At 65.2% G+C, this 10,911-nt stretch carries 21 protein-coding genes; 19 read left to right on the top strand and 2 right to left on the bottom strand.

The window, feature by feature from the left end:
* Positions 1-192: 192 nt before the first annotated feature.
* Positions 193-798 carry a helix-turn-helix domain-containing protein gene (locus ACP7BL_RS13955; protein ID WP_126846414.1) on the bottom strand — a complete coding sequence of 202 codons (606 nt, stop codon included), beginning with the start codon at positions 796-798 and terminating at the stop codon, positions 193-195.
* A gap of 84 nt (positions 799-882) precedes the next feature.
* On the opposite strand from ACP7BL_RS13955, the gene ACP7BL_RS13950 reads away from it, so the two are divergent.
* The 19 genes from ACP7BL_RS13950 to ACP7BL_RS13860 all read left to right on the top strand — a co-directional run bounded on the left by ACP7BL_RS13950 (position 883) and on the right by ACP7BL_RS13860 (position 9,740).
* Positions 883-1,134 carry a transcriptional regulator gene (locus ACP7BL_RS13950; protein ID WP_126846412.1) on the top strand — a complete coding sequence of 84 codons (252 nt, stop codon included), beginning with the start codon at positions 883-885 and terminating at the stop codon, positions 1,132-1,134.
* Between the two features lie 295 nt (positions 1,135-1,429).
* A complete protein-coding gene (locus ACP7BL_RS13945) occupies positions 1,430-1,927 on the top strand; it encodes a hypothetical protein (protein WP_010403021.1) in 498 nt (165 codons plus the stop codon).
* Between the two features lie 104 nt (positions 1,928-2,031).
* A complete protein-coding gene (locus tag ACP7BL_RS13940; RefSeq protein ID WP_126846410.1) occupies positions 2,032-2,304 on the top strand; it encodes a hypothetical protein in 273 nt (90 codons plus the stop codon).
* Positions 2,301-2,696, top strand: a complete 396-nt coding sequence (locus ACP7BL_RS13935) for a helix-turn-helix domain-containing protein (protein ID WP_126846408.1) — start codon at positions 2,301-2,303, stop codon at positions 2,694-2,696. Before ACP7BL_RS13940 ends, ACP7BL_RS13935 begins: the two co-directional genes overlap by 4 nt.
* Positions 2,693-2,890, top strand: coding sequence for a hypothetical protein (locus ACP7BL_RS13930; protein ID WP_126846406.1), 198 nt, complete (start codon positions 2,693-2,695; stop codon positions 2,888-2,890). Before ACP7BL_RS13935 ends, ACP7BL_RS13930 begins: the two co-directional genes overlap by 4 nt.
* Positions 2,887-3,114: a hypothetical protein gene (locus tag ACP7BL_RS13925; RefSeq protein WP_126846404.1), complete on the top strand. Its 228-nt coding sequence runs from the start codon at positions 2,887-2,889 to the stop codon at positions 3,112-3,114. The genes ACP7BL_RS13930 and ACP7BL_RS13925 overlap by 4 nt, the downstream gene beginning before the upstream one ends.
* Positions 3,111-3,455: a hypothetical protein gene (locus ACP7BL_RS13920; RefSeq protein ID WP_126846402.1), complete on the top strand. Its 345-nt coding sequence runs from the start codon at positions 3,111-3,113 to the stop codon at positions 3,453-3,455. Before ACP7BL_RS13925 ends, ACP7BL_RS13920 begins: the two co-directional genes overlap by 4 nt.
* On the top strand, positions 3,452-3,688 hold the full coding sequence (locus ACP7BL_RS13915; protein ID WP_126846400.1) for a DUF2312 domain-containing protein: 237 nt from the start codon (positions 3,452-3,454) through the stop codon (positions 3,686-3,688). Before ACP7BL_RS13920 ends, ACP7BL_RS13915 begins: the two co-directional genes overlap by 4 nt.
* 2 nt (positions 3,689-3,690) lie before the next feature.
* The gene (locus ACP7BL_RS13910; protein WP_126846398.1) at positions 3,691-4,104 is read left to right on the top strand and encodes a hypothetical protein; all 414 of its coding nucleotides are present in this window, start codon (positions 3,691-3,693) and stop codon (positions 4,102-4,104) included.
* Positions 4,104-4,427 (top strand): hypothetical protein, encoded by a 324-nt coding sequence (locus tag ACP7BL_RS13905; RefSeq protein ID WP_126846396.1) that lies wholly within the window; start codon positions 4,104-4,106, stop codon positions 4,425-4,427. Before ACP7BL_RS13910 ends, ACP7BL_RS13905 begins: the two co-directional genes overlap by 1 nt.
* Positions 4,427-4,696 (top strand): hypothetical protein, encoded by a 270-nt coding sequence (locus tag ACP7BL_RS13900; RefSeq protein ID WP_033966405.1) that lies wholly within the window; start codon positions 4,427-4,429, stop codon positions 4,694-4,696. Before ACP7BL_RS13905 ends, ACP7BL_RS13900 begins: the two co-directional genes overlap by 1 nt.
* Positions 4,693-5,013 (top strand): hypothetical protein, encoded by a 321-nt coding sequence (locus ACP7BL_RS13895; RefSeq protein WP_126846394.1) that lies wholly within the window; start codon positions 4,693-4,695, stop codon positions 5,011-5,013. Before ACP7BL_RS13900 ends, ACP7BL_RS13895 begins: the two co-directional genes overlap by 4 nt.
* On the top strand, positions 5,013-5,393 hold the full coding sequence (locus tag ACP7BL_RS13890) for a hypothetical protein (RefSeq protein ID WP_085364578.1): 381 nt from the start codon (positions 5,013-5,015) through the stop codon (positions 5,391-5,393). The genes ACP7BL_RS13895 and ACP7BL_RS13890 overlap by 1 nt, the downstream gene beginning before the upstream one ends.
* Positions 5,394-5,613: 220 nt before the next feature.
* Positions 5,614-5,952, top strand: coding sequence for a hypothetical protein (locus tag ACP7BL_RS13885; RefSeq protein ID WP_126846392.1), 339 nt, complete (start codon positions 5,614-5,616; stop codon positions 5,950-5,952).
* On the top strand, positions 5,949-7,937 hold the full coding sequence (locus tag ACP7BL_RS13880; RefSeq protein WP_126846390.1) for a ParB/RepB/Spo0J family partition protein: 1,989 nt from the start codon (positions 5,949-5,951) through the stop codon (positions 7,935-7,937). Before ACP7BL_RS13885 ends, ACP7BL_RS13880 begins: the two co-directional genes overlap by 4 nt.
* Entirely contained in the window at positions 7,937-8,182 is a 246-nt protein-coding gene (locus ACP7BL_RS13875; RefSeq protein WP_126846388.1) for a hypothetical protein, read from the top strand. Before ACP7BL_RS13880 ends, ACP7BL_RS13875 begins: the two co-directional genes overlap by 1 nt.
* Before the next feature lie 33 nt (positions 8,183-8,215).
* Positions 8,216-9,013, top strand: coding sequence for a DUF6551 family protein (locus ACP7BL_RS13870; protein ID WP_126846387.1), 798 nt, complete (start codon positions 8,216-8,218; stop codon positions 9,011-9,013).
* On the top strand, positions 9,010-9,501 hold the full coding sequence (locus tag ACP7BL_RS13865) for a hypothetical protein (RefSeq protein WP_260591500.1): 492 nt from the start codon (positions 9,010-9,012) through the stop codon (positions 9,499-9,501). Before ACP7BL_RS13870 ends, ACP7BL_RS13865 begins: the two co-directional genes overlap by 4 nt.
* Complete coding sequence (locus ACP7BL_RS13860) at positions 9,498-9,740, top strand: helix-turn-helix transcriptional regulator (protein ID WP_126846386.1); 243 nt, start codon at positions 9,498-9,500, stop codon at positions 9,738-9,740. Before ACP7BL_RS13865 ends, ACP7BL_RS13860 begins: the two co-directional genes overlap by 4 nt.
* A 285-nt stretch (positions 9,741-10,025) precedes the next feature.
* Here the strand turns inward: ACP7BL_RS13860 and ACP7BL_RS13855 are convergent, their stop codons facing one another.
* Positions 10,026-10,907, bottom strand: coding sequence for a protein-L-isoaspartate(D-aspartate) O-methyltransferase (locus ACP7BL_RS13855; RefSeq protein ID WP_299112579.1), 882 nt, complete (start codon positions 10,905-10,907; stop codon positions 10,026-10,028).
* Positions 10,908-10,911 lie beyond the last annotated feature (4 nt).

Genomic DNA, 10,911 nt, shown 5'->3' with positions numbered 1-10,911 from the left:
GATCATCACCAAGGCGGTCATTCGAAGCCGTCTGATTATGCCGAACTTCCGCATGGCTGATCCACGGAAAACCACCATTCTGAACGGCCATGCGGCATAACCCTGCGTTCGGCATAATGACTGGAACCGTGTATCGGGCGTCGCCCGCGTGCGAATTGCGCTGTCTGCGCTGCGATGTGCAGTGCGCCGTCATCACCGCGGTGCGCGACCGGCGCTGGCGAGAGTTGCAGGCGATTCTGCTGGAGCCGCCGGCGTCTCATCGTCCAACGCGTAGAGAGGACCTTGCACTTGCGCGATCGCGGTGGGCCACAGCTCTGCAAGCTCACGAGCGAGCTCGGGCACGGGAGCCGTCAGATCAACAGCCCGCAGCAACCCCTCGATCATTTGCCCCAGCGCGTTCTCGCTGACCGGCGGCCCGCGATAGCTTGTCACGGGCGCGTGGACCGTAAAGACGTCCCTTCCGCTGGGTGCGTGTCGTGTCAGGCCGCGCGCGATCTGCGCGATCGCGCGGCGGTCGGCCGTGTCCATCGCCAGGAGGTGGTCAAAAAGTTCCCGTATCTCCGAGTCGAGCCGTGGCGCATCTGGGGTGTCATCTTCGGGCTGGTCGGTTTCACCTGTCAGGTAAGCCGGTGTAGTGCCAAGCTCTCGCGCAATAAGATGGATGTGCTTGGACCCATATCCCTTGCCGGATACGAGGTTGTAAATCGACGCTTGGCTAATACCCACGCGCCTAGCCAACTCCGACTGTGAGAGCTTTCGTTCGGCCATGCGGGCGCGGAGGCGGGAGGCATCGAGCACGCCTTTTGCTACAACTTTCCCTGTAGCGACGATCTGAAGATTTATCTGTTGACGCACCTACAGATTTGCCTTTAGATTACCCTCATGGAACAACTCTCCCCCACGGATGCATTGCGCGAAGCAATTTCGCGGGTTGGATCGCAATCCGCGATGGGTCGCCTCGTAGGGGTCACGCAAGCTGCGGTGTGGGGTTGGCTGAAGCTCAACAAGCCTCTCCCTGCCGAACACGTCCTCTTGGTGGAGCGCGAAACCGGCATCCCGAAAGAGGTGCTCCGCCCCGACATCTACCCCGACGACTCGGCTACCCCCCGCGCCAGCCTGGAGCCCGCGCGGTGACGGGGTCAGCACAATCCCTTTCCCTCTGCCGCCACCCGGGCGGCGAGCGTCGGCGGCGGGTGCGCTCCCGCCTGCCGTCGACGTCCCCCTTTTCCCGTTTCGGCCGCCGACGGGTCGGCCGGATCGCGTGCGTCCGGAACCTTTGCCCTGGGGTTTCGGTGTTTCGACTTGGCGCACGTGCCCCCAACCCGTCCTGTTCGCGTACCGGCACCGTCATCGGGTCCCTCTCCCCCATGGCGGTGCCACCTCCCCTCTGTATCGATCGCACCGGGGCCATGCTGCTGGCATCGCCCGCATGGTTTACAGCGCAGGCGGTGGCGGCATGACCAAGCTGCGCCAGCCGCTCACCGTCGAGGATGCGCTTTACAAGGTCCTCGGCGCGCTCACCATGTCGGGCGCGGTCGAGGCGACCGGGCGCACCGCAGGCTATCTCCGCATGCTGTCGGATCCCGACCAGCGCGCGCAACTGACCGTGATCGACATGATCAAGCTCGACGTTGCGCATATGCGTGCCGGCTTCCCGGGCATGCCGATCTTCGAAGCCGTCGCCACCATCCTGCACGCGGCCCAGCCCGAGCTTTTCAGCAACGCCTATGCGATCAGCCGCGTCACCTGCGATGTGGTCAAGGAAGGCGGCGACGCGCACGTCGCGCTGATCGAGGCGAGCTTGCCCGGTGCCGACAGCCGCACGCTGAAAAAGGCGCTCAAGGAAACCGTCGAATCGATCGAGGCCAACCACCGCGCCGTCGCGGTGATCCAGTCGCTGATCGCGCACGAGCAACAACCGCCATGATCCGCCCGGCCCGCCCCCGGGCTTGACCGAACCTGTATCGCCGAACCGTCGCCCCCTCGCCGCATCCGCTGGCGGGGTGGGAAAACTGCTGCCTGGAAACCCGCATGAGCAACCGCGCCGCCATCGTTTCGATCATGATCGACCTGGACGCGATCCAGGACGCGCTGCGGCCGATCGAGCGGTCGACCGGATCCTTTGCTGCGCTGGCGCGGATCCGGCGCGCACGTCTCGCTATTTCGCTCGCCAAGATCGAGCTGGCGCACGCCCTGCACTATGCGGTCGACCCCGTCATCGAGATGACGATCGTCGAGCCTGTGTCGGCACGGCTCACCGGCGCTGCGGCGACCAGCGTCCTGACCGACGGCCTGTCATCATGACCGGCACCATCACCCCCGGCGCGTACCTAAAGCGCTGCCGCCAGCGCGCCGGGCTCAGCATCGCCGATGTCGCCGCGCGCGTCTCGACCGAGCCGCAGACGTCCGAGCATCTGCGCGGCGAATGGCTCGAGCTGATCGAAGCCGACGCCACGCCCGCCACCTTCACCACCATCGTCGCGCTGCGGCTCGCCTATCGCTTTGATTTGACCGTGCTCGCCCAGCTCGAAGCGATCGCCCAGGGCGCGGATCTTCCCGCGCCGATCCTGTGCCGCATTTGCGCGTGCAGTGATGGCGATGCCTGCATGGACGCGCTCGGCTGGGCGTGTTTCTGGTCCGAGCCCGATCTGTGCTCAGCCTGCGCCACGCCGCCTGCGGCGAGCGTCGTCCAATGAGCGCCGACGGTAACCGCCGCCCCCGGCGCGCACGCCTGGCGCGCCGCGCGATCGATCTCGCGATCGCCGCCGCCGGTTTCGGCGTCAGCGTGCTGCTGCTTAGCAAACCTTCCTTGGCGAAAGCGGCCTTGTGGCTCGCTTTGGTCGCGCTCGCGACCGGCTTCGCGATGATCCAGCGGGAGACGCCACGATGAGACTTGACCTTGCCGTCCGGCCGCGCCCGGAAATCACGCACCGCATGGACTGCAGCTGCCCCAGCTGCCGCCCGCCCAGCCCCAGCGATCCGCGCCGCGCGCTGCTGCACCGCCTTCTGCACCGTGGCCCCAGCCTGTTCGCGCTCGGCATGGTGGCTGGCCTGCTGGCGGTCGCCGCCACCGGCAATCTGGGAGCGGCGCTGCGCGCGCTGTTCGGTCTGTGAGCGTCACAGTCGCATCGGTCGACGAGCAGATCGCAGCGGGCCGGTCACTTGTCCCGGACCATCTGTGGACCGGTGTCCGCGCGCATATCTTGCATGGCACATCCACCGGCAGCTTCCTCAGTGCCGTTTTCGCGAACGATCTGCTGAATGCGGCGACCAGCGCCGACGAGGTTTCGCTCGATCGCCTGCCGGACCTGATGCGGTTCCTGCACAATTACGCCCCCTTCCACTGCTGGGGCTCACGACGAGTGCGCGACCTTTGGCGCGAACTCGGCGGCGTTGGGCGACGTGCCTACGAGGATCCAAGGTTTGAACGCCTGAAAGAGGAAGCTGCGGCATGAGCGACAGCATTTCCGGCGACCAGCTCCGCTTGCTCATCGAGCGGATCGAGCGCCTCGAGGAAGAGAAGAAGGGCATCGCTGACGACATCAAGGATGTCTACGGCGAGGCCAAATCGACCGGATTCGACGTCAAGACGATCCGCACGATCGTGCGCTTGCGCAAGATGGAAAAGCACCATCGTGACGAGGCCGAGGCGATCCTCGAAACCTACAAATCCGTGTTGGGGCTGTAGCAATGGCAGAGGTTACTTCACGTCAGCGCCGACGGCTGTCCGACGACCAGATTGATGAGATGGCTCGCCTGCGGGAGCGGGGTTGGAGCAGCGAACGCATCGCGGCGCATTTCGGCGAACAGGGTGTCTCGATCAGTGCCAATGCGATCAATTGGCAGTGTCTGCGCGTCGGCGCCGATGCTCCGCTAAAGTTCCAAGGCCGGTGCACCCAGCCAACCGAGCCCTATAACCGCGGCGGCCACATTGTCCGCCCATTCTCGGCGGCCGACGACGCGCTCCTCCTGACGCTCGAGGCGCAGGGCATCAATATCGCTGAGATCGCGCGGCGGATCAGCAGGAAACCCAACAGCGTCAAAGGCAGGTTGATGACTCTCGCGCGCCGCGATGCTCGTGCAGAACTGCGGGAGGCGGCGTGATGCCAAAGCCCATGCTCCAAGAGATCGCCGCCATGCCCTACCCGGCATCGCTGCAGGCATGCCGTCGCTATTACGATCGCCATTGGGCATTGTTCGACGATCGTGGCGAGCGCGAGATCGTCGTCACGATCGATTTTGAAGTCACCAGAGAGGATCAGCGTTCCTACGCGATCCTGGCCTCATCGGCCGAGCAGGCTGAGGCCGAAGCGCGCGAGCTCTTGCGTGACGAGGTGCGCGGGATTTCGGACGTGCTGGATGTCCGACTGACCGATCCGCGTCACGATCGGTCCCATCCCGCCTTTTCGTTCGATCGGGTGCACTGATGGACGCGATCGATCTAAAACGGCAAAAGCTGATCGCAGCGACCGACTATGTCGGCAAGCTGACTCGGGCGGGCGTTCCCGCCGCGACGATCATCGACGGCCTCGTCGCTAACCACGGGGCCGCATATCGCACGCGCTATGATGGTAGCCGGCTATCCTGCGCCGGCGTCGTGTCCACCTGCACCTTCAGCCCCGACAAGGGATTGCTCGAGAACTGGACCAAGACCGCGACCCTTCGGCTGATGGCCTCGGCGATGGTGTCGGCATGATCCAGGGCACGATCCACGCCGATGGCATCGACTGGGCCGCGCAGACCTATGTCGAGGCGCTCGGCTTCCGCGAGCTCGATCGCTTTGTGCCGCCCGTGGTCGACCAGGAAACCCGCGTAATCGTGATTGACCGTCGCCTCGAGGTGCGCGGTCCACAATACGCCAGTCAGATCGACTGGGCTGACGCTCTCGCCTTTCGCACGCTCGATTATACGCCTGAGGCAAAGCCGTGCCGCGTGTGTGGCCAGGCATCGATGTCCAGGACCGACGATCTTTGCGACGCCTGCGACGACGATGATCTGTGGGGGTGTTGCTGATGAGCGGCGTGTATCCCACCGACGCGCTCTGCTTCGCAGACGCGGACAAAGTCCGCTCCCTGCTGTTTCACGCGGGCGTCCACAAAAGCACCGACACCGCGATCGGACTCATTCCTTATCCGGTGGCAGCGCGTGCCGTGCGCGAAGCTCTCACCCTCCTGCCAGTAGGCGGCACCGCTGTGCGAGAGGCGCTGGGCGAGCCCTCCGAGTGGGCGGAAAAACGCGAAGAGTTGCTGGATTGGACTGGTTCAGCGTGGTTGGCCCGCGAGGAGAACACAGATCGTAGGCGCGAAATGTACGCGTTTTTGTGCGAGCTGATCGGCTATCTGCAAGCTGGCGAGGACGCCGCGCGCGCCGCATCGGCCGAGGCGCGATCATGACGTGCGACCACGTCTCCTTACCCGGTGGCGGCTCTGCCATCGTCTGCTCGTCCCGGACGCGCCAACGCTGCGGCTGCGGTCGCCCTGCCACCCGCCTGTGCGACTGGAAGGTCCCGACCAGGAAGAGCGGCACGTGCGATGCGCCGGTGTGCGCTCGCTGCGCGCACCAGCCAGCGCCGGGGAAAGACCTTTGCCCCCAGCATCGCACCGCCTTCAACCAATGGCGCGCCGCCCGCGCGGCCGCGACCAGCGAGGCGCGCGCGTGATCGGCTTTGGCGATCGCGGCTTTTGCACGGCCCGCTGCGGCACGCTCGATTGCGTGCAGAATTTCACGCCTGAGCGCGAGGCCGAGGCGCGCGCCTGGTGGGGCAACCGCCCCGGCCATCCGCCTGTGGATTTCCTCGATCTCGCCGCGCGCTGCACGCGCTGGCGCCCTGCGCCGCGCCCGCTGCGCATGTTTCCGATCTCTGGAGGCGAGGTGACCAACCTCGCCCCCGCCCCTGACCGTCCAGCGGTGGCACCCGCTCGCTCGGTCCTAACCGAAGGAGCGTGCCCATGACCAGCACCCCGACCGAGTTTCCCGCGACGATCGCGTCTGCGCGGCCTCAGCAACTCCCGCCCGCGATCCTGCGCAAGGCGGTGACCTTCGATCAGCTCGAGATCAGCCGCTTCAACGTCCGCACCAATCGCAAAGCGCAAATGACGATCGAGGCGCTCGGCCGCTCGATCCTCGCGCTCGGCCTGGTCAACGCGCTGAAGGTCCATCCGCTGAAGGGCGGCAAGGAACGCTATGGCGTGCATGCCGGCGGGCGCCGGTGCCGCGCGATCGGCGCGCTGATCAAGGCGGGCGCGCTCCCGGCCGACTGGCCGATCGACGTCGTCGTGCGCGATCAGCTGACCGAGGCGCAGCTGCTCGAGGAAAGCCAGGCCGAGAACATGATGCGGCTCGATCTCGAAATGTACGAGATCGCCCAGGGCGTGGTGCGCTCGCATATGGCGGGCGATTCGCTCGAGACGATCGCCGAGCGGCTCGGCCAGGAACCGCGCTTCACCTATCGCGCCTATCGGCTGGGCATGCTTGCCCCGCCGATCTTCGATGCACTGAAGGCAGGCACGATTTCGCAGGCGCAGGCCGAAGCCTATGGCGCGACCGAGCAACAGACACTGCAGCTTGCCGCATTCAACGCGCTGCGCCTCTTGTCCCCGCTCGAGCAGACGCCCGATCGCATCCGCGCCTGGCTGAAGATCGGCGATGCCGAGGCGGCGCGGCTGCTCCGCTTTGTCGGGCAGCAAACCTATCTCGATGCCGGTGGCGCGCTGGAACTCGACCTTTTCGACGATCCTGCCGACGCCGCACCGGCGCGCGCGCTGATCTGCCATCCCGATTTGCTGCGCCAGCTTGCCGATGCCGCGCTGGCGGGTGTGCGCGACGAGATCCGCCGCCGCGCCGCGCGGCCCGATCTGCGCTTCGTTCCACAACCGCCGCAGGCGAGCTTTGGCGGACCAGATCATTTCCTCAATATTCCGGAACTCGCGGTGGTGCTGGGCGAGGAAACCGAAATCACCATGCCCGACGGCGATGTCGTCGGTTACATCCAGATCGCCGCGAGTGGTGACCCCAAAATCAGTTTCTGGTGGGAAAGCACGAAGGCGAAGTACAGCACGCGCAAACCCGTCGACACCGCCGCGCCAGCCGCCAAGCCGCGCGCGATCGGCGCGGCCGTCAGCCAAGTCGCGGGGTTTGACGCGCGCCGCGCGGCCGATGCGGCGATCAAGCAAGAGGAGGGCATCACCCAGGAAGGCGTCGACGTTTTCCGCGCGCTGCGTCGATCGATCCTGCGCGCCGCCCTGGTCGGCAATGCGCGCGATGGCGGCACTGTCGGCCGCGATTTCCTGGTCTGGTCGCAATTGCGCCAGATGATCGCGCCGAACACGCCGGGCAACGCGATCGGTGTCGCACGCCTGGCACCGGCCTCGGCCGGGCCTGACAGCGCACGCGGCCTGATCCAGGCGATGCCGGGCAACCGGCTGTGGATGGACGCCATGCGCGACATGCACCTGTGCCCGGCCTTCAGCAGCGACGATCTCGTGGCTGCGTTCCAGTCCTATCGCGACCAGGCCGAAGACTTCAAATCGCTTGCCGCGACGATCGCCGCAGGCCTCGCGATCGAACGGTCGCTCAATTACGGCGATTACAGCGTCCCACTGCACGACGCCCTTGCCGACATGGTCGGCCTCGCCACCGATGAGGGCCTGCGCGATTTCTGGCAGCCGACGGTGGAGCTGCTCGATCTGCTCGGCAAGGAACAACGCCTCGCGATCGCCGAGCCGATGGTCGAGCGGGTCACCTTCGCCACCTGGGCGCGGCTGAAGGGAAGCGAGATCTCGCGTCAGGTCCTGCAGGTCGTCACCGGACAGCATCCCGCCACCCGCGCATCGAAGGCGCAGGCGGCCGCGAACTGGGTGCATCCGCTGCTCCGCTTCCGCGGCAACGAATCCGCCGTCGCGGCCGATGCCGACGACATGCTCGAGGCGGCCGAGTGATGGGCGCGATCATCCACGGCGGAGGCCGCACCACATCGTTTGAAACCGCAGTGATGGATATGGCCGATCTCGGCCATTCTGATCAGGAAATCGCCGGTTTTCTCGGCGTGCGGCTGGATCATGTCCGGCGCGTCCATGCCTATATGCGCGACACCGGTGCCGACCGGAAGCGCCTGACCGACGCGCGCCTCGGTAGCCAGAAGCTCGCTGCAGCCGTCCTCAAGACCGGCAGGGGGTATCAATGACCGTTGCTTCCAAAAAAGCCGCGGGGGGGGGGTATGCCCTCCTATGCTCTACCTCGGGGCCGACAGCCGTCTATCGAATGGGTGCCGCTCGGCGAGCTTCGCATCGACGACAGCTACCAGCGCTCGATCGAGACCGACGCATCGCGCAAGTTGATCCGCGCGATCGCAGCCGAATGGGATTGGGACGTGTTTGACGTGCTCAAGGTCTCCCGTCGTCCCGACGATTCGTTGTTCGTCATCGATGGGCAGCACCGGCGCGCGGCGGCCGAGCTGCGCGGCGACATCACGCAATTGCCGTGCGTGCTGAAGCGTTGCGCCGGCCCGGCCGAGGAAGCGCGGATTTTCATCGCCTCAAACCGCGGCCGCAAGCGGATGAGCCGCATCGACGACTTCCGTGCGGCGCTCGGCGCTGGCGATGCCGACGCGCTGGCGATCGCGCGCCTGGTCGATGCGGCCGGCCTTAAGATCGCCCCTCACGAACAGCCTGCCCATGTCGCGCCGGGCGAGCTTATGATTGTCGGGTCGCTCCGAACGCTGTTCATCAAACATGGCGAACGCGCGTTGGGTCAGGCTCTGACCTTGATCGGCGAATCCTTCCCCGACGAGGTGCTGGTGCAGCCGGCGGCAATGCTCGGTGCGATCCTGACGCTGCTCGCGCACGAACGGCCAGCGATCGATCCAGATCGCCTCTTCCAGACGCTGCTGACCGGCACCACGCAACAATGGTCCGACTGGGCGAACCTGCGCATACTTTCGGGCACGCAAAGCAAGATCATCGCGCTGCGTGCCCTGGTCCGCGAGCGCTACAACACTTTGGCGGTGGCCGCATGAGCGGCGCGTGCGGATCGTGCACCCTTTGCTGCACGCTGATGCGCGTGGCGATGGAACCGCCGAAGCCAGAGCGGGTGACATGCGCGCATTGCAGCTCTGGCGGCTGCGCGATCTACGATCAGCGCCCCGACGCCTGCAGCGGTTTCCAATGCCTGTGGCTCGGGTCGCAGCGGGTTGCCCGGCTTGCGCTCCCGGCGGCGATGCGCCCGGATCGCACTGGCGTCGTCATCGATTTGAACGCGGCCGGGACGGTGATCGCCCATTGCGAACGCCCCGCGTCCTGGAATCGTGAGCCGATGCGCGCCTGGCTGCTCAAGCATGCACGGCGCACGAACGTGATCCTGGAAGTACCGGGCGGTGCCGAACTGCTGTCGGCCGACGGGAGCACCGAGGCGCTCGCGCGTGTCGGCGTCGATCCGGTGACCAACAACCGCCTGTACGTCCGGGAGTCCAGGCTGCAGGCGTATTTGGCGGGAGTGGCAGCATGAGCGCGCCCGCACGTCGACCCACATTGGCTGAGTCGAAAAATCTCGGTCGGCCAAGCGATCGAGGGCGCTTCCTGCGGATCGATGATGTGATCGCGACTACCGGGCTGAGCCGCGCGACGATCTATCGCCAAATCGACGCACATGCCTTTCCCGAACAGGTCCGGCTGACTGCCCGGGCAGTCGGATGGTGGGAAGCCAGCATCGAAGATTGGCTCAACGGACGCCGCTCCGCCGCCTGAACAGTTCCGCGAAGGGGGGCATTCGCGGGGGCACCGGACAAATCAGTCGAACAGTTTTAAGAGTAAATGGGGATACTTAGCATGCACAAACTGGCTTCCACCTCTTCCGCCAAGGCTTTGTGCCGGGTTGTCTTATCCGATTGTCCTGATTGTCCATTGGGCAGGGACTTTTTTGCGTAGCTCCAAAAAGAGCCGGTTTTTCTGACTGTCGGGGGTTCAGTACCGAAAAGCAGCGAGAATCTAGCGCATCGGCAATCCGAAGCAGCGTCGGCGCGATTTGTAGCTTCAAAGTATCCCCACGATCGGCACCCCGAAGCATAGTGGAATCGATCGGTCAAACAGGCCGTAACGCGCGAACGGTCGCGCGCGCGCGCCAGTCAACGGAACAAAGAGCGCTGCCCCTAAGGAACAGCGCGCGACGCTTCGATCGGCATTTTTTGTAAAGCGTAATAACTGCGTGCTGCTATCACTTAGACCGATCGGCATTACAAGTTTGCCGCCCGGTTTAAGCTGGGCAAGCAATGGGGCCGGAACCTCTGACGCGCTCGCAGCGACGATGATGCCGTCGAACGGTGCAAACTCCGGCCAACCAAGAAAGCCGTCGCCGGTGCGAACCTCGACATTGGCAAAGCCAAGGCGACCGAGCCGCTCCGACGCGGATGTCGCCAAAGGCGGAACGATCTCGATCGATGATACACGTTTAGCAATTCGTGCCAGAACCGCCGCCTGATACCCCGACCCAGTCCCCACATCCAGCACATTGGCACCAATGGGCAAGTCTAGCGCTGCCGTCATGATCGCGACGACATACGGATCGGAGATCGTCTGACCGTAACCGATGTCCTGCGGAAGGTCGACATAGGCGGCGCTGCGACGGTCTTCACGCACGAACTCGTCACGCGGAATTGCGTTAACGATGGTTAAAGCCGTCTCAAACGCAGGGGTGTCCGCCCTTGGAGCAAGGGCGCGTAGCTCGGCACGGATGGTGTCAACCATCGCCTTGCGCTGGGCGGATGGGCTTCCGCCCGGCAGCCGCTTAGCCAATACGGTCAGGATGTCTACCGGCTCAGGCTGCGTTTTCCGGTGAACGCACGCGCCCACCAGAAGCGCACCGAGCATGACCAGGAACGAAGAAATACGCAAAGACGTTGAGGGGCGAATGGCCATCTAT

The organism is Sphingomonas sp. DC1600-2 (assembly GCF_049897605.1).
In the GTDB taxonomy this organism is placed as follows: Bacteria; Pseudomonadota; Alphaproteobacteria; order Sphingomonadales; family Sphingomonadaceae; genus Sphingomonas.
This window is presented reverse-complemented; position numbering and strand designations above follow the sequence as displayed.

Coding starts and splice junctions, on each gene's coding strand:
- ACP7BL_RS13940 (WP_126846410.1), top strand. CDS start 2,032: ATGAGCAACCGCGCCGCCATCGTTTCGATCATGATCGACCTGGACGCG.
- ACP7BL_RS13915 (WP_126846400.1), top strand. CDS start 3,452: ATGAGCGACAGCATTTCCGGCGACCAGCTCCGCTTGCTCATCGAGCGG.
- ACP7BL_RS13950 (WP_126846412.1), top strand. CDS start 883: ATGGAACAACTCTCCCCCACGGATGCATTGCGCGAAGCAATTTCGCGG.
- ACP7BL_RS13875 (WP_126846388.1), top strand. CDS start 7,937: ATGGGCGCGATCATCCACGGCGGAGGCCGCACCACATCGTTTGAAACC.
- ACP7BL_RS13925 (WP_126846404.1), top strand. CDS start 2,887: ATGAGACTTGACCTTGCCGTCCGGCCGCGCCCGGAAATCACGCACCGC.
- ACP7BL_RS13935 (WP_126846408.1), top strand. CDS start 2,301: ATGACCGGCACCATCACCCCCGGCGCGTACCTAAAGCGCTGCCGCCAG.
- ACP7BL_RS13860 (WP_126846386.1), top strand. CDS start 9,498: ATGAGCGCGCCCGCACGTCGACCCACATTGGCTGAGTCGAAAAATCTC.
- ACP7BL_RS13855 (WP_299112579.1), bottom strand. CDS start 10,907: ATGGCCATTCGCCCCTCAACGTCTTTGCGTATTTCTTCGTTCCTGGTC.
- ACP7BL_RS13870 (WP_126846387.1), top strand. CDS start 8,216: ATGCCCTCCTATGCTCTACCTCGGGGCCGACAGCCGTCTATCGAATGG.
- ACP7BL_RS13930 (WP_126846406.1), top strand. CDS start 2,693: ATGAGCGCCGACGGTAACCGCCGCCCCCGGCGCGCACGCCTGGCGCGC.
- ACP7BL_RS13905 (WP_126846396.1), top strand. CDS start 4,104: ATGCCAAAGCCCATGCTCCAAGAGATCGCCGCCATGCCCTACCCGGCA.
- ACP7BL_RS13865 (WP_260591500.1), top strand. CDS start 9,010: ATGAGCGGCGCGTGCGGATCGTGCACCCTTTGCTGCACGCTGATGCGC.
- ACP7BL_RS13945 (WP_010403021.1), top strand. CDS start 1,430: ATGGTTTACAGCGCAGGCGGTGGCGGCATGACCAAGCTGCGCCAGCCG.
- ACP7BL_RS13880 (WP_126846390.1), top strand. CDS start 5,949: ATGACCAGCACCCCGACCGAGTTTCCCGCGACGATCGCGTCTGCGCGG.
- ACP7BL_RS13895 (WP_126846394.1), top strand. CDS start 4,693: ATGATCCAGGGCACGATCCACGCCGATGGCATCGACTGGGCCGCGCAG.
- ACP7BL_RS13885 (WP_126846392.1), top strand. CDS start 5,614: ATGGCGCGCCGCCCGCGCGGCCGCGACCAGCGAGGCGCGCGCGTGATC.
- ACP7BL_RS13890 (WP_085364578.1), top strand. CDS start 5,013: ATGAGCGGCGTGTATCCCACCGACGCGCTCTGCTTCGCAGACGCGGAC.
- ACP7BL_RS13910 (WP_126846398.1), top strand. CDS start 3,691: ATGGCAGAGGTTACTTCACGTCAGCGCCGACGGCTGTCCGACGACCAG.
- ACP7BL_RS13900 (WP_033966405.1), top strand. CDS start 4,427: ATGGACGCGATCGATCTAAAACGGCAAAAGCTGATCGCAGCGACCGAC.